The following is a 23920-nucleotide window of genomic DNA, read 5'->3' as shown; positions in this document are numbered from 1 at the left end:
CTTGAGGGTTGCAGGGTGTCAGGTAGAAATGCCCTCACCCTAGCCCTCTCCCAGAGGGAGAGGGAACTGACCGTGGTGCTCTTTTGAAATCCACCGACTTGAACTATCCAGTCGAACTCAAGTTTTGAACAGCACCCAGGTCGGCTCCCTTTCCCCCTCTCCCCCTTGGGGGAGAGGGCTGGGGTGAGGGGGAGGCGTTATTGAACGCGTTACATATCTTCCTCTATATCCAGCAGCAGATTCTCCAGCGCCTCTTTATAAGCCCCCGGCTCCTGCCACATCCCCCGCTGCTGCGCCTCAAGCATGCGCTCGGTCATATCGCGAAGCGCATGCGGATTATGCTCGCGAACAAACTCCCGAGTCGCCGGATCCAGCAAATAAGCATCCGCCAACAACGCGTACTGGTGGTCATCGATCAACTGTGTCGTCGCATCAAACGCAAACAGGTTATCAACCGTCGCCGCCAGTTCAAACGCGCCTTTATAGCCGTGGCGCTTGACCCCGTCGATCCACTTCGGATTGGCCGCACGTGAGCGAATCACCCGGTTCAGCTCTTCCTTCAACGTGCGAATCTTCGGCAGATCCGGCTGACTGTGATCGCCGTGATAACTGGCCGCCGCCTCGCCACGCAGGGTTTCCACGGCCGCAAGCATGCCGCCCTGGAACTGGTAATAGTCGTTGGAGTCGAGCAGGTCGTGTTCGCGATTGTCCTGATTTTGCAGCACCGCTTGCACCTGGCTCAGACGCTGGACGAACTGTTCGCGGGCGGCCGTACCTTCGTCGGCACCGCCATAGGCGTAGGCGCCCCAGTTCAGATAGACCTCGGCCAGATCGTCGCGGGTCTGCCACAAACGGCCATCGATCGCGCCTTGTACACCAGCGCCATAGGCACCGGGTTTGGCGCCGAAGATCCGCCAACCAGCCTGGCGCCGTGCGGTGTCCTCATCGACGCCCGACTGCAACAGTGCCTCGCGCTCGGCACGCACTTTCGCGGCCAATGGATTGAGGTCGTCCGGCTCGTCGAGGGCCGCCACCGCTTGCACTGCTGCGTCGAACAGGCGGATCAGGTTGGCGAACGCATCGCGGAAAAATCCGGAAACCCGCAAGGTGACATCGACGCGCGGGCGGTCGAGCAGGCTCAGCGGCAGAATCTCGAAGTCGTCGACACGCTGACTGCCAGTGGCCCACACCGGACGCACGCCCATCAATGCCATCGCTTGGGCAATGTCGTCGCCACCGGTGCGCATGGTTGCCGTGCCCCAGACCGATAAACCGAGCTGGCGCAGGTGATCGCCGTGATCCTGGAGATGGCGCTCAAGAATCAACGTCGCCGACTGGAACCCGATGCGCCACGCGGTGGTGGTCGGCAGGTTGCGCACGTCGACCGAGTAGAAATTGCGCCCGGTCGGCAGCACGTCGAGGCGACCACGGCTCGGCGCTCCGCTCGGGCCGGCAGGGACGAAGCGACCGCTAAGCGCGTCGAGCAAACCGCGCATTTCAGCGGGGCCGCAGGCGTCCAGGCGTGGCGCAACGACTTCGCGCAGATTGTCGATAATTGCGCTGACTTCAGCCCAGCGCGGTCCCTGTAGGAGTGAGCCTGCTCGCGATAGCGGTGTGTCAGGCAAATATGTATCGAATGCCCCTGCGCTATCGCGAGCAGGCTCACTCCTACAAGGGGATTGCAGCGTCTGGGAAATCAGTTCAGTGGCAAACAGTTCGAGTCGTTCGCGGGTATCACCAGCAGTGCGCCAGACTTCGTCGCTTTGCGATTGCAGCTCTGCGGGACGCGGCCCTGTCCATGGATCGGCCAACGCACAATCGAGCGGGTCGAAACCCAGTTCAAACGCCTTGGCCAATGCGCGCAGCAGACTCGACTGCGCGCCCTTGCCGTCGCCACGCGGAATCCGTAGCAGCGCCAACAACGTATCAATGCGCAAACGCCCGCTCGGCGATTCACCAAAGATGTGCAGACCATCGCGAATCTGCGATTCCTTCAAATCACACAAATAGGTATCGAGGCGCGGCAGCCAGATCGCCGCATCGGCATCACTGTCCAGGCCTGCATCGAGTTGCAGTTCGCGGTCGATCTGCGTCTCGCGCACCAGTTGCAGAATGTCACGCTGCAACTCGCGGGCGCGGCGTGGGTCGAGCAGTTGCGCTTCGTAATACTCGTCGGCCAGCAGTTCCAGATTGCGCAGCGGGCCGTAGGTTTCGGCGCGGGTCAGCGGTGGCATCAGGTGGTCGATGATTACCGCTTGCGTGCGTCGTTTCGCTTGGGCGCCCTCGCCCGGGTCGTTGACGATAAACGGATAAATGTTCGGCAGCGGCCCGAGCAATGCGTCCGGCCAGCAATTCTCCGAAAGCCCGACGCCTTTGCCCGGCAGCCACTCAAGGTTGCCGTGCTTGCCGACGTGAATCACACCGTGGGCGCCGTAGGTGTTGCGCAGCCAGAAATAGAACGCCAGATACGCGTGCGGCGGCACCAGATCAGGGTCGTGATAGACCGCACTCGGGTCTACCTGATAACCGCGCGCCGGCTGAATACCGACGAAGGTCAGGCCCAAGCGCAGACCGGCAATCATCATGCGACCGTCGCGGCACATCGGATCGTTTTGCGGCGATCCCCAACGCTCGACCACTGCGTTTCTATTGGCCTCGGGCAGCGCGTTGAACATCGTCAGGTAAGCGTCCATCGCCAGACTTTGCTGGCACGGGCGCAGATCAATCATGTCGAGATCGTTGCTGACGCCACCGAGCAATTGCTGGATCAACTCGGTGCCGCTATTGGGCAACTCTGCCGGGACCGGATAACCCTCTGCCTGCAACGCGCGAAGGATATTCAGCGCCGCTGCCGGCGTGTCGAGGCCGACGCCGTTGCCGATGCGCCCATCACGGGTTGGGTAGTTGGCAAGTATCAACGCGATGCGTTTTTCGCCATTCGGCACCCGCGCCAGATCAATCCAGCGCCGCGCCAGTTCGGCGACAAAATCCATGCGCTCAGGCTGCGCGCGGTAGCAGACCACATCGGACTGACTACGCTCACTGCGCCAGGCCAGATCCTTGAAACTGATCGGCCGGCTGATGATGCGCCCGTCGAGTTCCGGCAAGGCGATGTGCATGGCCAGATCCCTTGGCCCCAGGCCTTGCTCGCTGTCGCGCCAGCCGGGCTCGTTGTCCTGCGCGCAGATCGCCTGAATCACCGGAATATTGCGGCGAAACGGCCGCAGATGCGGCGCTTCGGGGCTGGACTGGGCGAATCCGGTGGTGTTGAGGATCACCCCCGCCTCGACTTCGTCCAGCCAATCCTCGACCACCGTCAGGCAGCCGGGTTCTTTCAGACTGGCCACCGCGATCGGCAGCGGATTCAGCCCCGCCACCTGCAAGCGCTGGCAGAACACATCGATAAACGCGGTGTTCGCCGCTTGCAGATGCGAGCGGTAAAACAACACCGCCGCGACCGGGTGCTCGGGCAGCCAATCGGCTTGCCAGTCACTCAGTGCGGCGGTGGTTTTATTCGGGTGGTAAATCGCCGTGCGCGGCAGCGTCTGCGGTTCTTCCCACGCGTAATCGCGGGCGAGCCAACGGTTGGCCAGACAACGGAAGAAATCCAGCGCATTGCCCAGGCCGCCCTGACGCAAGAACTGCCAGAGGCGATCACGATCCACGGCGTTGACGGTGCTCAGGTCGCTGAGTTCCGGATCGGGACGGTCATCGCCCGGCACCAGAATCACTTGCACACCGCGCTCGGACAGTTCGATCAGACGCTCGACGCCATAACGCCAATAGGCGATGCCACCGTGCAGCGAAATCAGAATCACCTTGGCGTGGCGCAGCACTTCGTCGACGTACAAATCGACCGAGGCGTGATTCTGCACCTGCATCGGGTTGGCCAGACGCAGGCTCGGGTAATCCTCGGGCAACTGCTGCGCGGCCTCGGCGAGCAGCGCCAGGCTGGAGTCGCCGCTGCACAGAATCACCAACTCGGCGGGGGTCTGGCCAAGGTCGGCAATGTTGTCATCCGAGACGAAACCGCCGGGCTGGGTCCTGAGCAGGTGCATGGTTTAAACGCTGAGCGCGGCGCGCAGCTGCGCTTCGAGTTGCGCGGCGTCGAGTTCCTGGCCGATTAACACCAGACGCGTAATACGTGCTTCATCGGCACCCCACTGACGGTCGAAATGCTTGTCGAAACGCGTCCCCACACCCTGGATCAGCAGGCGCATTGGCTTGTTCGGGATCGCGGCGAAACCTTTGACACGGAGGATGCCATGCTTGACCACCAGCTGCGTCAGGGCGTCGAGCAGCAGGCTTTCGTCAGCTTGCGGCAGTTCGATGGAGATCGAATCGAAGGCGTCGTGATCGTGGTCATCGTGGTCGTCATCGCCTTCACCATGGTGGTGATCGTGATGGCTGTGGCGGCTGTCGATGTGTTCTTCGGAACCGGCGCCGAGGCCGATCAGCACGTCCAGCGGCAGACGACCGTTGCTGGCTTCGATGATTTTCACCGCCGGTGGCAGCTCTTCGGCGACTTCCGCGCGAACGCGAGCCAGATCTTCCGGGCTGGTCTGGTCGGCCTTGTTGAGGATGACGAGGTCGGCGCTGGCCAGTTGGTCGGCGAACAGTTCGTGCAGCGGCGACTCGTGATCGAGGTTCGGGTCGAGTTTGCGCTGGGCATCGACCTGATCCGGGAACGCGGCGAAGGTGCCAGCGGCCACGGCCGGGCTGTCGACCACGGTGATCACCGCGTCAACGGTGCAGGCGCTGCGGATTTCCGGCCACTGGAAGGCTTGTACCAGCGGTTTCGGCAGGGCCAGGCCCGAGGTTTCAATGAGGATGTGGTCGAGATCGCCGCGACGGGCGACCAGCTCGCGCATCACCGGGAAGAATTCTTCCTGAACGGTGCAGCACAGGCAGCCGTTGGCGAGTTCGTAAACGCGACCGGTGGCTTCTTCTTCGGTGCAGCCGATGGTGCATTGCTTGAGGATTTCACCGTCAATGCCCAACTCGCCGAACTCGTTGACGATCACTGCGATGCGACGGCCCTGAGCGTTGTCGAGCATGTGCCGCAGCAGCGTGGTTTTGCCCGAACCGAGGAAGCCGGTGACGATGGTGACGGGGAGTTTGGCCAGTGTTTTCATCGGTATGCCCTTTGGCAAGCGGCGGGCATACGGGACGAGAACCGGCAACGCGCGTGCGTGCCCGGAGAGTTCGCCACCGGATCACCCCGCCCGGTTGAATTGAGAATCTGTGACGAGGCAGGTCTCCTGGCTGACGGTGTTCAGGCGCTGGGCCTGGCGTTTGCTGCGCCTTCCCGCGGGCTCCTGGATTGAGCTGGCAGTGGCGTGGCAGCGAACTTCACCGTTCACAGTTGCGGGGGCAGCCGCGGCATTGACCGCGTTCCCTTCTTAGCTTCGGCAAGGGCCGAAGAACCTCGAATGCGCAAGGCTACGCATGGCTTGCTTATGGGTCAATGTTTGGATTGGGGGCATATCCGTTGCTGCGGGTGCTGCCGCTGGCGGTTTCGCTCTTACAGTGAGTCCCTTTTTCAAACGCCAAAAAGGAACCAAAAGGCTTTGCCCCTGGCGTACGGCACTTCGCTGAGGCTCAGTGTTCCCTCGCTACGGTGTCCATCCGGGGGCATCGCCTACGGTTTGCTTCGCTGCACCTCCTCTCGATGTATGCGGCTGCGCCGCACGGCGCTGCGCGCCTACCCCCGGATGAACACCTCCGCTCGGCCTGCCGATGGGGCAAAAGATCAAAAGCCAAAGCAAGATCAAGAGCCAGATCAAGAGCCCCTCACCCTAGCCCTCTCCCCGAGGGAGAGGGGACTGACCGAGGTGTTTGGGCGGGCGACGCCGACGTGAAATACCGAGTCGAACTCAGGTTTTGAAAATCCCGAAATGATCTGGTCAAACGATACTGGACACAGTTATAGGGTTTTGTTCATTTCTCATGCCGCCAGGGCCTCCATGGCTACCGGAGTCCTATAACCGTTGTGGCTGTGCAGCCTGATCCGATTGTAATAGTGGGTCAGGTAGCGCAACACATCGGTACTGGCTTCGTCTTCGTTTCGGTAGCCGGCCTTGGGTATCCATTCAGATTTCAAACTGCCAAAGAAACGTTCCATCGGAGCGTTATCCCAGCAGTTTCCCCGTCGACTCATGCTTTGTTTTATCCGCATGTCCGACAACGTTTCACGGAACATTTTGCTGCTGTAATGACAGCCCTGATCCGAATGGAACATTAAGTTTTCAGGCCGTCCTCGCGACTCGAAAGCCACCTTCAAGGCTTGACAGGTTAGTGCTGAATCCGGGCTTCGGGACATCGCCCAGCCGACGATGCGTCGGGCATGCAGATCAAGTACCGCAGCCAGATAAACCCAGTAAGTACCCGCCCAGATGTAAGTCACGTCGCCACACCACACTTGATTGGGCGCCTCGACGTTGAATTTACGCTCCAAATGGTTAGGGGCGTATTGAGCCTCCGCGCCGCTGGGTTTGTAACGATGCCTGCGCCGTTGCTGGCTCTTTAATCCAATTTCGCGCATCAGGCTACGAGCCATGTAGCGACCTACAGACTCCTTTTCGTTACGCAACGCCTCTGACAGGCCTCGCGCGCCCATCGAACCGCGACTTTGCTGATGCAGTTCAACAGCCTTGATCTTGAGGCGATCGCGTTCAACATCAACTTTTGTGCCCTGTTTCAACCGGTCGTAATAACTGCTGCGGTTGATTCCAAACACACCGCACAACTCGGTTCTTGGATATAGCTCGCTTAACTCCTCGACCAGCCTTATCGATCGAGGGAATCCGACATCAAGAGAGCTGTAGCCTTTTTTAAGATTTCTTTCTCACGCTCAATCCGTCGGATTTTTGCTTCCAGTTCCTGAATGCGTTGTTGATCGGGTGTCATGGCTTTGGATCTTTCGGGCGTCTTGCCGTTGCGCTCCTGGCGCAACTGCTCAACCCAGCGGCGCAGAGCGGTCGGGCCCACCCCCATCGCTTCGCAGGCCTCACTTACTGAATAATCTTTATCCAGTACCAAGCAAGCCGCGTCCCGTTTGAAATCTGTCGAAAAGTACCGTCTAGTCAAAATTACACCTCGTCGTTGGGCGTAGATTACGCCCTTCAGGGGTGTCCAGAATCATTAAGCCAGATCAAAAATCGGCTCCCTCTCCTTGGGGAGAGGGCTGGGGTGAGGGGCAAATCCACCACAAATCCAAAACCGACCACGCTGTGCTCCTCACCACTCAACAGGATGAGCGTTAGCTCGGCTGCAGCTTTTGATCTGTAAGGCGACATCGGAAGGCTGAGCGGAGGGATTGATCCGGGCGTGGGAGCGTAGCGACCGTTTGGCGCAGCCAAACACAGCGAGAGGAGGTGCAGCGAAGCAAACCGTAGGCGCTGCCCCCGGATCGATCCCGGAGCGAAGGGACCCCGAGCCCCAGCGAGCGGGCCGAACGTAGGAGCATGAACGGGACAACCACATAGGTAACAGTTAAGTTCAGGCACATGGGTAACACCTGATCACTTATTTTTGATTACTTTGAGCGTCAGATAACCATCCTTAGCGTCTCGTTCATCAACACGTCCCAGTAGAACAGGCCCAAAGATGATGTCCCAAACACCCTCGCTGATGCTCTCCAATCCGACTATCTGATGTTTCAGGACATAGCCCACATAGATTCTGAGCCTTCCTTTGTTCACTACGCCGTTGGAGTCCGTTCGGTATGCCTCAACATGGCTGGGGTATTTCATCTCCGGCAACTTTCTCGGAAATACCCGTGAAGAGCTGATGTAGCAAGAGGCCGGGGTTTTCTGCCCCAATGCCTCATGAAAACGCTCATGATTATAGTGCTGCATGAACAGATCAAAATGCTTCTGCTGAGCTCCCCACTCAATTTCCGGCGGTCTTGGCAATGTACTTTTAAGCGTGCGGTGCATGCGTTCATGCCGTCCGTTTTGCTCAGGTCGCCCAGGTTGAGTCCGCTCATGAATGATGCCTAGACGAGCCCACCAAATGGATAATTGTGATAACCCCGCACGCCCGCCGCTGGCAAAAGGGACACCGTTATCAGTGCGGATCCGCTCAGGCATCCCATACGTCTTAAATAACCGTTCGAAGGTGGCTTTGGCGTCCTTGAAAGTCGTGCTCGGCATACTTTCACAAGCCAGTAAAAATCGACTGGCGTGATCCATTACCGTCAACGGGTAACACCAGACACCGTCTCCTGTCAGGTATTGGCCTTTGTAATCAGCGCTCCAGAGCTGATTAGGAAGGTCGGCTTTCTGGAGTGGTTTTGGATAGACAGCGACACGCTGACGCAACCGTCGAGACACCACTAGCCCCGCTTTTTTAAGCACGTTGTAGATCGTGGTTTTGGAGGGCGGCGGCTGATCTGGAAACCGCTCTTGCAGGGCTGTCTGGATCTTTTTCGGGCCCGGCGTGGTTTGACCTTGGCGCCGCAGCTCAAGAATGGCTTCTTTGACCGCAAACGGCACAGCCTGTGTTTGAGAATGACGCTTGCGACTGCACTCCGCCAAGCCATTGATGCTGTCCGCGTTGTAGCGGGCCACCCACTTGTAGCCAGTCTTGCGACTGATGCTGTGAGCCGCACAGAGTTGACTGAAGTTGAGCCGACCGGACAGATAGTCGGCGATGAACATCACTTTAAGGTCCATAGGTTTCAGCTCTCGCCACGGCATGGTCAGATCCTCGGAATCGACCAGTGCCAGTTAAAAACTGTTACCTATGTGCTTGAACTGTTTTGTTACCTATGTGGGTGAGTCATACCAGCAAGCGTTTTTGGTTACTTTTTAGGCGTCTGTAAAAAGTGACCCGCCGTAAGGGCGGAACCCTAAGCCGCCGTTACCGCAGCAACGGATATGCCCACATCATTCAAACCCACCACCACCCCAAAAAATTGACTAAAAACCCAACCCCATGCTCTCCTACACACCTTGTTACGGGTGCCCTTCACAGGGTGAAACGGGAAACCGGTGAATCATGTGCTTTACTCAAGCCCATGTCAGTCCGGTGCTGCCCCCGCAACGGTAAGCGAGCGAAGCGTCAAAACCACTGTGCCGACACGGCATGGGAAGGTGATGCTTGCAGGTCGGCCTGACGCCAACCCCTCGTGAGCCCGGAGACCGGCCCGCAACACACAGCACGCACTTGTGCGTCGCTGAACATAACAAACCCGCGGTGGGCGGGCGCTGTTCGAACCTCTGCGAGCCCGACCCGCAGGGGTTTTCATGCGCTCGATTCACCCACTGACACTCCAGAGGGAAGCGCCATGTCGATCATCAGCAGCACCGGCAGCAACACGGACAAAATCGCCAGCACCACCACCCTGAGCCAACGCCTGACCGCCGCGATCTTCGCGTCGATCCTCGGCGCCAGCCTGGTCTACTTCGCCGGTTTCTCGCACATCGAAGCGGTGCACAACGCCGCGCACGATACCCGTCACAGCGCCGCGTTCCCGTGCCACTGAGACCTGCCGACATGATCAAGCGTATTGCGCAAACCGCGGGTTTCACCGGCCTGCTGGCCGCCCTGCTCCTCACTCTGCTGCAAAGCTTCTGGGTTTCACCGCTGATTATTCAGGCTGAAACCTACGAGAAAGCCGAGCCGGTGGCTGTTCATGAACACGCCGAAGGCGCCATGGCCGGCCACACCCACGATGCCCAAGCCTGGGAGCCGGAAGACGGCTGGCAGCGGGTGGTTTCGACCACAGGCGGCAATCTGGTGGTTGCGGTGGGTTTCGCCCTGATGCTCGCGGGCCTCTACACCCTGCGCGCGCCAACCAAAACCTCGCAAGGCCTGCTCTGGGGTCTGGCCGGTTATGCCACCTTCGTCCTCGCGCCGACCCTGGGCCTGCCGCCTGAGTTGCCGGGCACTGCTGCGGCAGATCTGGCCTCGCGCCAGATGTGGTGGATCGGCACCGCCGCTTCGACCGCTGTCGGCCTGTCGCTGATCGTGTTCAGCCGCCACTGGCTGATGAAAATCCTCGGTGTCGCCATCCTCGCCGTGCCGCACGTGATCGGTGCGCCGCAGCCGCAAGTACATTCGATGCTCGCGCCGGAAGCACTGGAAGCCCAGTTCAAAATCGCTTCGCAGTTGACCAACGTGGCGTTCTGGCTGGCCCTGGGCCTGATCAGCGCCTGGTTGTTCCGCCGCAAAAACGATGGTCAATACCACGCATGACCGATGACAGCGCAGCGCCGACCTTCGTGGTCGGCCTGGGCTGCCAGCGCGGCTGCCCGGCCAGCACGCTGCGCGCCTTGCTTGACCAAGCCTTGCAGGCACACCGTATCGAGCTACAAGCGGTCAAGGCGTTGGCCAGCATCGACTTGAAGCGCGACGAGCCAGGCCTGCAAGAACTTGCCGCACAACTGGCCCTGCCCTTGCTGTATTTCAGCAGTGAACAACTGGCCAATTACCAACAGCGACTCAGTCACCATTCGCAAATCGCCTACGAACGCACCGGTTGCTACGGCGTGGCAGAAAGCGCGGCGTTGGCGCTCGCCGAGCAGTTGATCCAGGCACCGGCAAAACTGCTGATTTCCCGGCAAAAATACGCTCAGGCAACGTTGGCATTGGCCGGCGCGGCGTAAAATCCCGATAATCCCCGTCATTGATCATGAACAATCTTCATCTGAAGCGTTGTTGCGCCTCTTTTCCAAGGATTTAACGATGACCGTCTACTTCATCGGCGCCGGCCCCGGCGACCCGGAATTGATCACCGTCAAAGGCCAGCGGCTGATCCGCAGTTGCCCGGTGATTATCTATGCAGGTTCGTTGGTGCCGGCGGCGGTGCTCGACGGCCATCAAGCCGAGACGGTGGTCAACAGCGCGCAATTGCATCTGGAACAGATCATCGAACTGATCAAAACCGCGCACGCCAACGGCCAGGATGTGGCGCGGGTGCATTCCGGCGATCCAAGCCTGTACGGCGCGATCGGAGAGCAGATCCGTTACCTGCGTGAGCTGAGTATTCCGTTCGAGATTATCCCCGGTGTGACAGCCACCGCAGCCTGTGCAGCGTTGCTGGGTGCGGAACTGACGTTGCCGGACGTGTCGCAAAGCGTGATTCTGACCCGCTACGCCGATAAAACCGCCATGCCGGCCGGTGAGGAATTGGGCAACCTGGCACAGCACGGCGCAACCATGGCGATTCATCTGGGGGTCAACCATCTGGAGAAGATTCTGGCGCAGCTGTTGCCGCATTACGGCGCGGACTGCCCGATTGCGGTGATTCACCGGGCGACGTGGCCGGATCAGGATTGGGTGGTGGGGACGTTGGCGGATATTGCCGGGAAGGTTGCGGCCAAAGGGTTTCGGCGTACGGCGTTGATTCTGGTTGGGCGGGTGTTGGGCAGTGAGGTGTTCAGCGAGTCATCGCTGTATCGCGCGGGGCATGCACACCTCTACAGACCTTAAAAATCAAAAGATCGCAGCCTTCGGCAGCTCCTACATTGGAATGTGTATCCCTGTAGGAGCTGCCGAAGGCTGCGATCTTTTGATCTTGTGGCACCAGACAATGCATTCATCACGGGAAAATGCATTGTCTTGGTTGTGACTGCTACGCAGTCACGCGGGACGGTGCGGCGATCCGACAAGCACCCCCACCACAGCGCCGTTCGTTATTTCGCAGCGAACACCTTAGTAGTAGGCGTTTTCTTTCTGCGTGTGGTCGGTCACGTCGCGAACGCCTTTCAGCTCAGGGATGCGCTCGAGCAAGGTGCGCTCGATGCCTTCCTTCAAGGTCACGTCCGCCTGGCCGCAGCCCTGGCAACCACCACCGAACTGCAGAACGGCGATGCCGTCTTCCACCACATCGATCAGGCTGACCTGACCGCCGTGGCTGGCCAGCCCCGGGTTGATTTCGGTTTGCAGGTAGTAATTGATGCGCTCGTTGACCGGGCTGTCGGCGTTGACCATCGGCACTTTGGCGTTCGGGGCCTTGATGGTCAGCTGACCGCCCATACGGTCGGTGGCGTAGTCGACCACGGCGTCATCGAGAAACGCTTCGCTGAAGTGATCGATGTACGCGGTGAAGCTTTTCAGCCCCAGCGCGGTGTCTTCAGGTTTTTCTTCGCCCGGCTTGCAGTAGGCAATGCAGGTTTCGGCGTACTGGGTGCCAGGCTGGGTGATAAAGACGCGGATGCCGATGCCCGGGGTGTTCTGCTTGGAGAGCAGATCAGCCAGGTAATCGTGGGCGGCGTCGGTAATGGTAATAGCGGTCATGGAAACTCCTCGCAGGCTTGGGCGCAGTTTACGCCAATCGTTGCGCCGGACAAAGTCCTAGTATTTTTGTCGGGAAAGATTCTCGTCAGGCTCGTCGTCGATTCGCGCCTTGAGCCAGCGATAGCTGCGTTTTTCCACCCATTCGTAGCTCAGCCATGAGCCGACACCGATGGCCAGCGCGCACACGACGAACATCAAATACGGGTTGATGCCGTAGCGTCGGGCCAGATAACCGCCTGCCGACAACACCAGAACGTGCATCAGATACACCGAATACGAGCAATCGCCGAGCAGTTTGAGTGCCCGGCTGCGCTCGACATAACGCTCAAGCGAGATACACGCCATCACCAGCACGGCGCTCGGCACACCCCAGTTCAGCAGCCTCGGCGCCGGTGCCAAGTGATAGATCGTCAGCAATACCGCCACGATTGCCGCTAGCGGCAGCCACAGTCCCGCGCCGATCCAGCCCCGGCGATAAAGCATGCCAATGCCGATCCCCAGCAGAAATTCATAGACGATATCCGAGCGATAGAACTCACTGATCCAGCCAAACCCGGTCCACGCCTGGCTCACCGCAAACAGCAGCGCCGCGACCACCAGCAGACGCACTTGCAAGCGAAACAACAGCGTCCAGGCGAACAGCACGTAAAAAAGGATTTCGTAATTCAACGTCCAGCCGACATTAAGCGTCGGGTAGATGCCATAACCACCGGGGTTCTCGGTGGGAATGAACAGCAACGACAACAGCAGATGATCCCAGTCCACCGTTTGATCGGGCAATATCGGCTGGGCAAACACCACCAGCAGTGCCATCAACAGCGTGTACAGCCAATACGCCGGGACGATGCGAAACAGCCGATACAACAGAAAACGCGCGGGCGGCGGCGGTTTGTTTTCAGTCGAGAGAAAAATCACCAGGCCGCTGATGACAAAGAAGATATCGACGCCCACCGCGCCTTTGTCGATGAACAGTTGGCCAATCGGCCCGCGTGCTTCGAAGTTGAAGAAAATCTGCATGAAGTGATGGCAGACCACCGTCCACGCGGCCAGCGCACGTAGGGCTTGCACTGAAATCAACATCGGCCGCTCCCGCTCACAGTTCCTGAAACCACCTCAGATTCCCTGTAGGAGCTGCCGAAGGCTGCGATCTTTTGATCTTGATTCTAAAAGATCAAAGGATCGCAGCCTCGTTGCACTCGACAGCTCCTACAAGGATTTGCGGTGTTATTAAAGGCTGGGACAGCAGGACAGCTTCAATCGATCAAAGATTCTCGTAGCGGTTCATGTCCAGCACGCCCTCTTCCACCGGGTCGGTTTCGTGCAGGTACTGGCTCAGATCATGGAAATACAACCAGAATTGCGGATGACTGCGGCGAATCCCCCAACGTTCGACGATTTTCTCGAAACGGTTGGCATCCTTGGCGTTTTCCATTGCATCGACAAACTCGGGCACTTGCTCGGCCGGAATGTTGAAGATGAAGTTCGGATAACTGCTGAGCACGCCGGGAAAAATGGTGATGGTGTCCAACCCAGGCTGATAGCGCAGCGACTCCCCCAGCAGGAACGCCACGTTACTGTGTGCGCGGTTGCGCATCAGGCTATAGACCTCACGTTTGCCGCTGGCGGTTTCAATGCGCAGCATCGTGGCTTCTGGCAATTGCTCAATGACCTTCAAACCGGCCGCCGGGCGCGAAGTCAGGCGACTCAGCGCCTGCTCGGCATTTTGCAGAAAAGGGTCGATATTCGGCCGCGAACAGTAAGCGCCGTTGCAGCGATTGATCGGATCAGGGTGCGCATTGAGATCGCCGTAACGCGCCAGTAATTGCATGGCGAAATCGTATTTCGGGTCTTTCTCGTCGAGCTTCAACGCGGTCGGTTTGTCGTCGTCAATCGCCTCATAATCGAGCCACATTTTGAACTGACCGCTGCTCTGATACCAATCGTCGAGGTAATCCTCGCGTGAGTCGGCGGGCATCAGGCGCAGGAAGTTCTGCTCGGCGCCATTGCGGATCAGGTCGAAATACAGGCGGGTTTGCGCCTGATGGGAGACGTTGCCGAACACATCGAAGTTGACCGCCAACTGGTAATAGGTGCGTTCCAGCAGCGGATAGTCGAACAGCCACATGGTCTGCGGCACCTCGCCGATCAGGCCTTTGGTCACCGATGCGCTGTCGAAGTGGCGGAATATGCTCAGCAGCGCGTTGTCGTTGCCGGCCCACAGCGTCGACCAGCTCGGTGCCGGTTGATCGGCATAGCTGTCGCGGCGCAGCGCTTCGTACTCGTTACGTTTGTTGCGGTAGTTGTGCCACAGGCTCAAAACGCTGCCGACATCGTCGTTCTGCCCTGGCATGGCCAACAACGGCGTGGCCTGCCCGCGATAGTTCGGGTCGGTGATATAGAGGTCGTGCTCCGGGGCCTGGAACAGCGCCCAGAAGTTATCGCGGATCACGTCCGTGGCGATCTGCCCACGGCACACCGGGCCGCGAATAAAGGTGCGGACGAAGTATTCGGCGTTATCGAGCATGAACTGGTAACGCGCCTGCGCCGGAATCGCTTCGAACGTGGCAAACGGATTGGCGCGGCTCTGCGGGCCGTAACCCGGCAACGCAGTGACCTGCCAGTTACCGCTGTAGAACAGGCTTTTCACCCGCGCCATCTTCGCCGCGCTCAGCGGATAAGTGATGTGGGTCTTGTGCACGATCACCCCTTGTACCGGCCACAAGCGGTAATACACCTGAGTGCCCGGATCGTCGTTGGGGCGGCGGGTGGCGATCAGGTCGATCGGCTGTCCGGTCGGTGTGCGCGAACGCACCCACTGGAAGTAATGCCCCGGCTCGCCGTCCTTGAAATAGATGTGCGCGAGGAACCAGTGCTCGTACAACCAGCGCCCGACCAGGCTTTGCCGCGCGCCGGGGGTGTTGAGCAGGTTTTCCCACTGGACGATCTGCAGCGCCTCCTGGGCGCTTGGCGCCAGGCCTTGTTCGTCAATCGGCGCACCCGAGGCCAGCCAGCGCTGCAGGGTCTGATATTGCTGGTCGGTCAGCCCGGTCACCGCCAGCGGCATGCCTTCTTTCGGATGGGCACCGGCATAACCTTCAAACTCGGCGGGCAGCGCGCACATGTTTTCGCGGTTCAGGCCCAACACGATGTCTTGCGGGAGTTTGGCGTTCGGTGTCAGTGGCGTCTTGTGCCCCAATTCGAGCATGCGCGCCATCAACGCCGCTTGACTGCCTTGGGCGTCGAGCACCGAATAAAAGTCTTTCTGCTGCCAGGCACGTTTGCCGAAAGCGTCGTAGAACAGCCGAGTGGTCGGTGCCGCCTGTGTACGCTCGCCATCGTAGACCGGCATTTTGCTCGCGCCACGGGCCGCGCCCTCGCCACTGCCCAGATTCAACTGACAGGCCGAGTCGTAGCACGCATGGCAGGCCACGCACTTTTCGGTGAAGATCGGTTGGATATCACGGCTATATGAGATCGTGGGTTCCTGCGCAACGGCGCCCCAGCTTGAAAACAGCAAAAAAATGCTGATGACGCGGTACGACATGCCCTTGATCCCGATCGTGAAAAAAACGCCGCGATTCTACAGTATGACGCTCGTACCAACATGAGCGATATTCATGCAAAAGCCCCGCATGCTCTAAAACCGCACAGGTTTGCTATGATCCCGCTCCTTCGTAATGGTCTTTCCGAGTAGTCCAAATGTCCGATCGCAGCGTCCGCCTTCAAGCTCTCAAGCAAGCTCTCAAAGAGCGCATCCTGATACTCGATGGCGGCATGGGCACGATGATCCAGAGCTACAAGCTCGAAGAGCAGGATTATCGCGGCAAACGCTTCGCCGATTGGCCGAGTGACGTCAAGGGCAACAACGATCTACTGGTGATCACCCGTCCGGACGTGATCGGCGGCATCGAGAAAGCCTATCTGGATGCCGGCGCCGACATCCTCGAAACCAACACCTTCAACGCCACGCGCATTTCCATGGCCGACTACGGCATGGAAGAACTGGCCTACGAGTTAAACGTAGAAGGCGCACGCCTGGCCCGCAAGATTGCCGACGCCAAGACCGCCGAGAACCCGGCCAAGCCGCGCTTCGTTGCTGGCGTGCTCGGCCCGACCAGCCGCACCTGCTCGCTATCGCCGGACGTCAACAACCCGGGCTATCGCAACGTCACCTTTGATGAGCTGGTGGAGAACTACACCGAAGCCACCAAAGGCCTGATCGAGGGTGGCGCCGACCTGATCCTGATCGAAACCATTTTCGACACCCTCAACGCCAAAGCGGCGATCTTCGCCGTGCAAGGCGTGTTCGAAGAGCTGCACCTCGAACTGCCGATCATGATTTCCGGGACCATCACCGATGCCTCCGGCCGGACCCTGTCGGGCCAGACCACCGAAGCGTTCTGGAACTCCGTTGCACACGCCAAGCCAATTTCCGTCGGCCTCAACTGCGCGCTCGGCGCCAGTGAGCTGCGCCCGTACCTGGAAGAGCTGTCGAACAAGGCCAGCACCCACGTGTCCGCGCACCCGAACGCCGGTTTGCCGAACGAATTCGGCGAGTACGACGAGCTGCCGTCGGAAACCGCCAAAGTCATCGAAGAATTCGCCCAAAGCGGCTTCCTCAACATCGTCGGCGGTTGCTGCGGCACCACGCCGGGGCATATCGAAGCCATCGCCAAAGCCGTGGCCGGTTACGCGCCGCGCCAGATTCCGGACATTCCAAAGGCATGCCGTCTCTCGGGTCTGGAGCCGTTCACCATCGATCGCAGCTCGTTGTTCGTCAACGTCGGCGAGCGCACCAACATCACCGGCTCGGCGAAATTCGCCCGGCTGATCCGTGAAGACAACTACACCGAAGCCCTCGAAGTCGCCCTGCAACAGGTCGAAGCCGGCGCGCAGGTGATTGACATCAACATGGACGAAGGCATGCTCGATTCGAAGAAGGCCATGGTGACCTTCCTCAATCTGATCGCCGGTGAACCGGACATCTCCCGCGTGCCGATCATGATCGACTCGTCGAAATGGGAAGTGATCGAAGCCGGCCTCAAGTGCATTCAGGGCAAGGGCATCGTCAACTCGATCAGCATGAAAGAAGGCGTCGAGCAGTTCATCCATCACGCCAAACTGTGCAAGCGCTACGGCGCGGCCGTGGTGGTGATGGCGTTCGACGAAGCCGGCCAGGCCGACACCGAAGCGCGCAAAAAAGAAATCTGCAAACGCTCCTACGACATTCTGGTCAACGAGGTCGGCTTCCCGCCGGAAGACATCATCTTCGACCCGAACATCTTCGCTGTGGCCACCGGTATCGAAGAACACAACAACTACGCTGTGGACTTCATCAACGCCTGTGCCTACATCCGCGACGAACTGCCGTATGCGCTGACGTCGGGCGGCGTCTCCAACGTGTCGTTCTCGTTCCGCGGCAACAATCCGGTGCGCGAGGCGATCCACTCGGTGTTCCTGCTGTACGCGATCCGCGCGGGCCTGACCATGGGCATCGTCAACGCCGGTCAACTGGAGATCTACGACCAGATCCCGGTCGAGCTGCGCGACGCTGTTGAAGACGTGATCCTCAACCGCACGCCGGAAGGCACCGACGCCCTCCTCGCCATCGCCGACAAGTACAAGGGCGACGGCAGCGTCAAGGAAGCCGAGACCGAAGAGTGGCGTAACTGGGACGTCAACAAGCGTCTGGAGCATGCGCTGGTCAAGGGCATCACCACCCACATCGTTGAAGACACCGAGGAATCGCGCCAGTCGTTCGCCCGCCCGATCGAGGTGATCGAAGGCCCGCTGATGTCGGGCATGAACATCGTCGGCGACCTGTTCGGCGCCGGCAAAATGTTCCTGCCGCAAGTGGTGAAGTCCGCCCGCGTGATGAAACAGGCCGTGGCCCACTTGATCCCGTTCATCGAGCTGGAAAAAGGCGACAAGCCGGAAGCCAAGGGCAAGATCCTCATGGCAACCGTCAAGGGTGACGTGCACGACATCGGCAAGAACATTGTCGGCGTGGTGCTCGGTTGCAACGGCTATGACATCGTCGACCTCGGCGTGATGGTCCCGGCAGAGAAGATTCTGCAGGTCGCCAAGGAGCAGAAGTGCGACATCATCGGCCTCTCCGGCCTGATCACACCGTCGCTGGATGAAATGGTTCACGTTGCCCGTGAGATGCAGCGTCAGGACTTCCACCTGCCGCTGATGATCGGTGGCGCGACCACCTCCAAAGCGCACACCGCAGTGAAGATCGAGCCGAAGTACAGCAACGACGCCGTGGTCTACGTCACCGATGCCTCGCGCGCGGTCGGCGTGGCCACGCAGTTGCTGTCGAAAGAATTGAAGGCCGGTTTCGTCGAGAGAACCCGTGCCGAATACGTTGAAGTGCGCGAACGCACCGCCAACCGCAGCGCCCGAACCGAGCGCCTGAGCTACGCCGCGGCCATCGCCAAGAAGCCACAGTTCGACTGGGCCACTTACGAGCCGGTCAAACCGACGTTCACCGGCAGCAAGGTACTGGACAACATCGACCTCAAGGTGCTGGCCGAATACATCGACTGGACGCCGTTCTTCATCTCCTGGGATCTGGCCGGCAAGTTCCCGCGCATCCTCGAAGACGAGGTGGTCGGTGAAGCCGCCACCGCGCTGTACAAGGACGCGCAGGAAATGCTCGCCAAACTGATCGACGAGAAGCTGATCAGCGCCCGTGCGGTGTTCGGCTTCTGGCCGGCCAATCAGGTGCATGATGACGACATCGAACTGTACGGCGATGACGGCCAGCCATTGGCCAAGCTGCATCACCTGCGCCAGCAGATCATCAAGACCGACGGCAAGCCGAACTTCTCGCTGGCCGACTTCGTCGCGCCGAAGGACAGCGAAGTGACTGACTACGTCGGGGGCTTCATCACCACCGCCGGCATTGGCGCCGAAGAAGTGGCCAAGGCTTATCAGGACGCGGGCGACGACTACAACTCGATCATGGTCAAGGCTCTGGCCGACCGTTTGGCCGAGGCCTGCGCCGAGTGGCTGCACCAGCAAGTGCGCAAAGAGCACTGGGGTTATGCCAAGGACGAAGTGCTCGACAACGAGGCGCTGATCAAAGAGCAATACAGCGGCATCCGCCCTGCTCCGGGTTACCCGGCGTGCCCGGATCACACCGAGAAGGCCGCGTTGTTTGCCTTGCTCGATCCGGAGGCCGAAGAAATGCGTGCCGGCCGCAGCGGTGTGTTCCTCACCGAACACTATGCGATGTTCCCGGCCGCCGCCGTCAGCGGCTGGTACTTCGCCCATCCGCAGGCGCAGTACTTTGCCGTGGGCAAGGTCGACAAGGATCAGGTGCAGAGCTACACCTCGCGTAAAGGTCAGGAGTTGAGCGTGACCGAGCGCTGGCTGGCGCCGAACCTAGGTTACGACAACTAATCCAGCCTGACGCAACACCCTGTGGGAGCGCGCCTGCTCGCGAAAGCGGTCGATCATTCAACCTAGATGTTGACTGACACGACGCCTTCGCGAGCAAGCTCGCTCCCACACGTGTTTTTGCGGTGCCCTTGAAACGGTTGGCTATGCTTGTCTGACACACACGGCAGACGAGGGATTTATGGACGATCCAGTCGACAACAAACCGCCGACCTTCTGGCAGATGCTGCACAGCGTGATGGCGGCGGCGTTCGGGGTGCAGAGCGGCAAGAACCGCGCAAGGGACTTCACCCATGGCAAACCCAGTCATTTTGTGTTGCTGGGCATTCTGTTCACGGCGGTGTTTGCGCTGACGCTGTTTGCCATCGTCAAACTGGTGGTGCATTTCGCCGGGGTCTGACGCGGTCAGCGCATCAGGGTCTGCAAGGTGAACGGGTAGCGATACGACGCCGGTTGCCCCTTGGCCGAGAGCTTGCGGAAATTCACGCCGTAGTCCGGCGACTTGCCCATGGCCAGCATTTGCCGGGCGTGCGGTTTGTCGATCAATTGCAACAAGGCGATCTGCCGGTCACGGCCGCCGTAGTGATTCAACTCAACGCCTTGCTCAACATCATGCAACTCGACCAAGGCCCAGCCGCCCAGGGTGAAATGCCCGCCGACCAACGCGCTCAGGCGCCCGTCAACCAAAGCCTGCAAGGCCGCCGGTGAGGTATTGACCGCACTGAACAAGGCATCTTTGCCGGGGACTTTGCCGGTCTCGGCGTACGCGCGCATCGCGCCGAAAGCCATTTCATCATTGGCCGACCACACCAGCGACACCTTCGGGTAACGGGCGAACAGCTGTCTGGCCTGCTCATAGGCGCGCTCTTGGGTCCAGCCGCTGTAGACCAATTGCCGCAGACGTATCTGTGGGTGTTCGGCCAGCGCTCGCTGCATGCCGCGCTCGCGCAATTGTGCCGAGGGGGTGACTTTCAGCCCGGAGAACGCCAACACTTCAATCGGCTCAGCAGCGGGCGTCGGCGGATGCAGGCGAATCAGCTCCTTCATCATCAGGTACCCGCCCTCCTCGTCGTTCGGCACCAGGCTGCCGATACGATCGTCACGCCGGCCAAGCAGCGTCAGCTGGTCAGGCGTCAGTGCGGCATTGACCATAAACAGCTTCACGCCGCTGTTTTCAGCCAGACGCATAATTTGCGGAGCGACGTATTGTTCGTTGACGAACACCAGGTACTCGGGACGATCCGGCCCCTGCAAGGCGACGCGCGCCTGCGCCAGGGTCAACTCGGGCTGGCGTTGAGAGTAGAGGATCTGCAGATCGATCCCCAGATCACGGGCGGCCGCCTGCATGAATTGCGAATAGCTGACCCAGAAGGCTTCCTGCGTCGAACCCGGATTCAAAAACAGCACAGACTCTGCCCGCGCGCCGGTCTGGAACAGCGCGCCGAACAACAGCAGACTGAGGTGGAAAAACTTGAACATGAAACATCCGGGCCCTGGGAAAAATGGCCGCGCATTATAGCCCTCGTTCCACCGGCTATTGATGCCTGATCCCGTTTTTGTCCGACAATCTGTCGGAAGCGGGCCCGGATGGGTCGTTTACTGATGACTGACCCAGAATACCGCTGTTCCTACTACGAGAATGATCAGGAACAAAATGGCCCACGCATCGACACTGCTGTCGCTTTTTCTTGCCTTGGTCGGGTTGCTCATTGCATCGCCTCTTGTCGGTTTTATCGGTGATTGCAGAAAGACTCGACCACAGTTAAGACGATGATTGTCCGCACGACAAATGTGGGTTAGTTGACAGCCATTCTCGTTAGGCGATTTGGTTCTTTACATATACTCAAACATCACTTTTGCGCATAACTGCAAACGGGTATATTGCCCCGGCTCCGTTAGGGAGTGCGCGGCCGTGCGCGCAGAATTGCAGAGGCACAATCGGACTCCAGCAAGCGAAAACGCAGTGCTACTCCGAATGGCCCAAGCCTGAGAACAGGACTTATATGTACGTATACGACGAGTACGATCAGCGGATCATCGAGGACCGCGTCAAGCAGTTCCGTGATCAGACCCGACGCTATCTGGCAGGTGAGCTGAGCGAAGAAGAATTCCGCCCCCTGCGCCTGCAAAATGGCCTGTACATCCAGCGCTTCGCGCCGATGTTGCGTGTGGCGGTGCCTTACGGCCAGCTGACTTCGCGTCAGGTGCGCATGATGGCCAAGATTGCCCGCGACTACGACAAGGGCTACGCCCACATCAGTACGCGGCAGAACGTGCAGTTCAACTGGCCGGCGGTGGAAGACATCCCGGACATTCTGGCTGAACTGGCCACCGTGCAGATGCACGCGATCCAGACCAGCGGCAACTGCCTGCGCAACGTCACCACCGACCAGTTCGCCGGTGTCGCTGCCGACGAAGTGATCGACCCGCGCCCGTGGTGCGAGATCGTTCGTCAGTGGACTACCTTCCACCCGGAATTCGCCTACCTGCCACGCAAGTTCAAGATTGCCGTCAACGGTTCGACCGCTGACCGTGCGGCCATTGAAGTCCACGACATCGGCCTTGAACCGGTGCACAACGCCGCTGGCGAACTGGGTTTCCGCGTGCTGGTCGGCGGCGGCCTCGGTCGTACGCCAGTGGTCGGCGCGTTCATCAACGAATTCCTGCCGTGGCAGGACCTGTTGAGCTACCTCGACGCCATCCTGCGCGTGTACAACCGCTACGGCCGTCGCGACAACAAATACAAGGCGCGGATCAAGATCCTCGTCAAGGCACTCACGCCGGAAGTGTTCGCCCAGAAAGTCGATGCGGAAATGGAACACCTGCGCGGTGGCCAGACCACATTGACCGAAGCCGAACTGCACCGCGTCGCCAAGCACTTCGTCGACCCGGACTACAAGGCGCTGGATAACCAGACCGCGCAACTGGCCGAGCTGGACAAAGAGCATCCGGGCTTCGCTCGCTGGCGCAGCCGCAACACCCTGGCGCACAAAAAACCGGGTTACGTGGCCGTGACCCTGTCGCTGAAGCCGACCGGCGTTGCCCCGGGCGACATCACCGACAAGCAGCTCGACGCCGTCGCCGATCTGGCCGAGCGCTACAGCTTCGGTCAACTGCGCACCTCGCACGAACAGAACATCATTCTTGCCGACGTTGAGCAAAGCCAGTTGTTCACCCTGTGGGGCGAGCTGCGTGAAAGCGGTTTCGCCACGCCAAACATCGGCTTGCTGACCGACATCATCTGCTGCCCTGGCGGTGATTTCTGCTCGCTGGCCAATGCCAAGTCGATCCCGATTGCCGAGTCGATCCAGCGTCGCTTCGACGACCTCGACTACCTGTTCGACATCGGCGAACTGGACCTGAACATCTCCGGTTGCATGAACGCCTGTGGTCACCACCACGTTGGCCACATCGGCATTCTCGGCGTGGACAAGAAAGGCGAAGAGTTCTATCAGGTCTCCCTCGGTGGCAGCGCCAGCCGTGATGCGAGCCTGGGCAAGATCCTCGGCCCGTCCTTCGCTCAGGAAGCCATGCCGGACGTGATCTCGAAGCTGATCGACGTGTACGTTGAACAACGTACCGAAGACGAGCGCTTCATCGACACCTACCAGCGTATTGGCATCGACCTCTTCAAGGAACGCGTCTATGCAGCGAATCATTAAGAACAACGAGGTCGTCGACGAAACCTGGCACTTGCTGCCCAAGGATTTCAACATCGACGAGATCAGCAACTGCGACGATCTGATCGTGCCGCTGCAACTGTGGCGTGAACACAGTCGCATGCTCAAGGCTCGCGACGGTGGCCTGGGTGTGTGGCTGGACGCCGACGAAGAAGCCGAGGAAATCGGTGAAGACGTCGCCGAGTTCCAGGTCATCGCCCTGAACTTCCCGGCTTTCACTGACGGCCGCAACTACTCCAACGCCCGCCTGCTGCGTGACCGCTACGGTTTCAAAGGCGAACTGCGGGCGATTGGTGACGTGTTGCGTGATCAGCTGTTCTACATGCACCGCTGTGGTTTCGACGCCTTTGCCGTGCGTGCGGACAAAGACCCGTACGAAGCGTTGGAAGGTCTCAAGGACTTTTCGGTGACCTATCAGGCCGCCACTGACGAACCGCTGCCGCTGTTCCGTCGCCGTTGATTGCAAGCCTTGAGTCCGCATGCGCGGGCTCAAGGCCTCCCCCTCTCATATCGCTCAATTGTTCACGATGGCAAACGGTCTGCCCCAATCCGCGCAAGTCCGCGGCTTGATTCATTGCTGACCTGCA

16 protein-coding genes and 2 riboswitches are annotated in these 23920 nt (G+C 59.6%); of the genes, 8 read left to right on the top strand and 8 right to left on the bottom strand.

Features of this window, described 5'->3' with window-relative positions:
- Window positions 1-209: 209 nt before the first annotated feature.
- The 4 genes from cobN to P3G59_RS13350 form a co-directional block, all read right to left on the bottom strand.
- Window positions 210-4058: a cobaltochelatase subunit CobN gene (gene cobN, locus P3G59_RS13365; protein WP_277761925.1), complete on the bottom strand. Its 3849-nt coding sequence runs from the start codon at window positions 4056-4058 to the stop codon at window positions 210-212.
- Window positions 4059-4061: 3 nt separating this feature from the next.
- On the bottom strand, window positions 4062-5135 hold the full coding sequence (gene cobW / locus P3G59_RS13360) for a cobalamin biosynthesis protein CobW (protein ID WP_277761924.1): 1074 nt from the start codon (window positions 5133-5135) through the stop codon (window positions 4062-4064).
- 98 nt (window positions 5136-5233) lie between these two features.
- Window positions 5234-5446, bottom strand: a riboswitch (cobalamin riboswitch).
- A 501-nt stretch (window positions 5447-5947) separates the two neighbouring features.
- Window positions 5948-7089, bottom strand: a protein-coding gene (locus tag P3G59_RS13355) for an IS3 family transposase (RefSeq protein ID WP_277758200.1) whose coding sequence is annotated in 2 segments (ribosomal slippage) — window positions 5948-6840 and window positions 6840-7089 — 1143 coding nt in all. Because the reading frame shifts where the segments join, the coding sequence is not laid out codon by codon here.
- A gap of 434 nt (window positions 7090-7523) precedes the next feature.
- On the bottom strand, window positions 7524-8702 hold the full coding sequence (locus tag P3G59_RS13350; protein ID WP_277761923.1) for an IS481 family transposase: 1179 nt from the start codon (window positions 8700-8702) through the stop codon (window positions 7524-7526).
- A 245-nt stretch (window positions 8703-8947) separates the two neighbouring features.
- Window positions 8948-9170: riboswitch (cobalamin riboswitch) on the top strand.
- A 122-nt stretch (window positions 9171-9292) separates the two neighbouring features.
- Between P3G59_RS13350 and P3G59_RS13345 the strand changes: the two genes are divergently transcribed.
- The 4 genes from P3G59_RS13345 to cobM all read left to right on the top strand — a co-directional run bounded on the left by P3G59_RS13345 (window position 9293) and on the right by cobM (window position 11439).
- A complete protein-coding gene (locus P3G59_RS13345) occupies window positions 9293-9490 on the top strand; it encodes a CbtB domain-containing protein (protein WP_093430890.1) in 198 nt (65 codons plus the stop codon).
- Window positions 9491-9501: 11 nt separating this feature from the next.
- Complete coding sequence (locus tag P3G59_RS13340; protein WP_277761922.1) at window positions 9502-10203, top strand: CbtA family protein; 702 nt, start codon at window positions 9502-9504, stop codon at window positions 10201-10203.
- A complete protein-coding gene (locus P3G59_RS13335) occupies window positions 10200-10613 on the top strand; it encodes a cobalamin biosynthesis protein (protein WP_277761921.1) in 414 nt (137 codons plus the stop codon). The genes P3G59_RS13340 and P3G59_RS13335 overlap by 4 nt, the downstream gene beginning before the upstream one ends.
- A 79-nt stretch (window positions 10614-10692) precedes the next feature.
- Entirely contained in the window at window positions 10693-11439 is a 747-nt protein-coding gene (cobM, locus tag P3G59_RS13330) for a precorrin-4 C(11)-methyltransferase (RefSeq protein WP_277761920.1), read from the top strand.
- 222 nt (window positions 11440-11661) lie between these two features.
- Here the strand turns inward: cobM and nfuA are convergent, their stop codons facing one another.
- The 3 genes from nfuA to P3G59_RS13315 form a co-directional block, all read right to left on the bottom strand.
- On the bottom strand, window positions 11662-12246 hold the full coding sequence (gene nfuA, locus P3G59_RS13325; RefSeq protein ID WP_007912592.1) for a Fe-S biogenesis protein NfuA: 585 nt from the start codon (window positions 12244-12246) through the stop codon (window positions 11662-11664).
- A 57-nt stretch (window positions 12247-12303) separates the two neighbouring features.
- On the bottom strand, window positions 12304-13326 hold the full coding sequence (locus P3G59_RS13320; RefSeq protein ID WP_277761919.1) for an acyltransferase: 1023 nt from the start codon (window positions 13324-13326) through the stop codon (window positions 12304-12306).
- Between the two features lie 181 nt (window positions 13327-13507).
- On the bottom strand, window positions 13508-15790 hold the full coding sequence (locus tag P3G59_RS13315; protein WP_277761918.1) for a fatty acid cis/trans isomerase: 2283 nt from the start codon (window positions 15788-15790) through the stop codon (window positions 13508-13510).
- A 155-nt stretch (window positions 15791-15945) separates the two neighbouring features.
- Here P3G59_RS13315 and metH point away from each other — a divergent pair, with 155 nt between their 5' ends.
- Together metH and P3G59_RS13305 are read left to right on the top strand one after the other, a co-directional pair.
- Entirely contained in the window at window positions 15946-19656 is a 3711-nt protein-coding gene (gene metH, locus P3G59_RS13310; protein ID WP_277761917.1) for a methionine synthase, read from the top strand.
- Between the two features lie 178 nt (window positions 19657-19834).
- On the top strand, window positions 19835-20053 hold the full coding sequence (locus P3G59_RS13305) for a DUF2970 domain-containing protein (protein ID WP_122590792.1): 219 nt from the start codon (window positions 19835-19837) through the stop codon (window positions 20051-20053).
- A 5-nt stretch (window positions 20054-20058) separates the two neighbouring features.
- Here P3G59_RS13305 and P3G59_RS13300 read toward each other — a convergent pair whose 3' ends face one another.
- Window positions 20059-21132, bottom strand: a complete 1074-nt coding sequence (locus P3G59_RS13300) for an ABC transporter substrate-binding protein (protein ID WP_277761916.1) — start codon at window positions 21130-21132, stop codon at window positions 20059-20061.
- A 524-nt stretch (window positions 21133-21656) separates the two neighbouring features.
- On the opposite strand from P3G59_RS13300, the gene P3G59_RS13295 reads away from it, so the two are divergent.
- Window positions 21657-23315, top strand: coding sequence for a nitrite/sulfite reductase (locus P3G59_RS13295; RefSeq protein ID WP_277761915.1), 1659 nt, complete (start codon window positions 21657-21659; stop codon window positions 23313-23315).
- A complete protein-coding gene (locus P3G59_RS13290; protein ID WP_007912572.1) occupies window positions 23299-23793 on the top strand; it encodes a DUF934 domain-containing protein in 495 nt (164 codons plus the stop codon). Before P3G59_RS13295 ends, P3G59_RS13290 begins: the two co-directional genes overlap by 17 nt.
- The last annotated feature ends 127 nt before the right edge of the window (window positions 23794-23920 follow it).

Origin of the sequence: Pseudomonas sp. A34-9 (genome assembly GCF_029543085.1) — a bacterium.
Classification (GTDB): domain Bacteria; phylum Pseudomonadota; class Gammaproteobacteria; order Pseudomonadales; family Pseudomonadaceae; genus Aquipseudomonas.
Note: the sequence above shows the minus strand (reverse complement) of the source record. Positions and strands in the feature narration are given on the sequence as shown.

Bases quoted from the DNA above. Each gene is read 5' to 3' on its own strand.
- P3G59_RS13345 (WP_093430890.1), top strand. From the start codon at position 9,293: ATGTCGATCATCAGCAGCACCGGCAGCAACACGGACAAAATCGCCAGC.
- metH (WP_277761917.1), top strand. From the start codon at position 15,946: ATGTCCGATCGCAGCGTCCGCCTTCAAGCTCTCAAGCAAGCTCTCAAA.
- P3G59_RS13300 (WP_277761916.1), bottom strand. From the start codon at position 21,132: ATGTTCAAGTTTTTCCACCTCAGTCTGCTGTTGTTCGGCGCGCTGTTC.
- P3G59_RS13290 (WP_007912572.1), top strand. From the start codon at position 23,299: ATGCAGCGAATCATTAAGAACAACGAGGTCGTCGACGAAACCTGGCAC.
- P3G59_RS13315 (WP_277761918.1), bottom strand. From the start codon at position 15,790: ATGTCGTACCGCGTCATCAGCATTTTTTTGCTGTTTTCAAGCTGGGGC.
- P3G59_RS13335 (WP_277761921.1), top strand. From the start codon at position 10,200: ATGACCGATGACAGCGCAGCGCCGACCTTCGTGGTCGGCCTGGGCTGC.
- P3G59_RS13295 (WP_277761915.1), top strand. From the start codon at position 21,657: ATGTACGTATACGACGAGTACGATCAGCGGATCATCGAGGACCGCGTC.
- cobW (WP_277761924.1), bottom strand. From the start codon at position 5,135: ATGAAAACACTGGCCAAACTCCCCGTCACCATCGTCACCGGCTTCCTC.
- cobN (WP_277761925.1), bottom strand. From the start codon at position 4,058: ATGCACCTGCTCAGGACCCAGCCCGGCGGTTTCGTCTCGGATGACAAC.
- P3G59_RS13350 (WP_277761923.1), bottom strand. From the start codon at position 8,702: ATGCCGTGGCGAGAGCTGAAACCTATGGACCTTAAAGTGATGTTCATC.
- P3G59_RS13305 (WP_122590792.1), top strand. From the start codon at position 19,835: ATGGACGATCCAGTCGACAACAAACCGCCGACCTTCTGGCAGATGCTG.
- P3G59_RS13340 (WP_277761922.1), top strand. From the start codon at position 9,502: ATGATCAAGCGTATTGCGCAAACCGCGGGTTTCACCGGCCTGCTGGCC.
- cobM (WP_277761920.1), top strand. From the start codon at position 10,693: ATGACCGTCTACTTCATCGGCGCCGGCCCCGGCGACCCGGAATTGATC.
- P3G59_RS13320 (WP_277761919.1), bottom strand. From the start codon at position 13,326: ATGTTGATTTCAGTGCAAGCCCTACGTGCGCTGGCCGCGTGGACGGTG.
- nfuA (WP_007912592.1), bottom strand. From the start codon at position 12,246: ATGACCGCTATTACCATTACCGACGCCGCCCACGATTACCTGGCTGAT.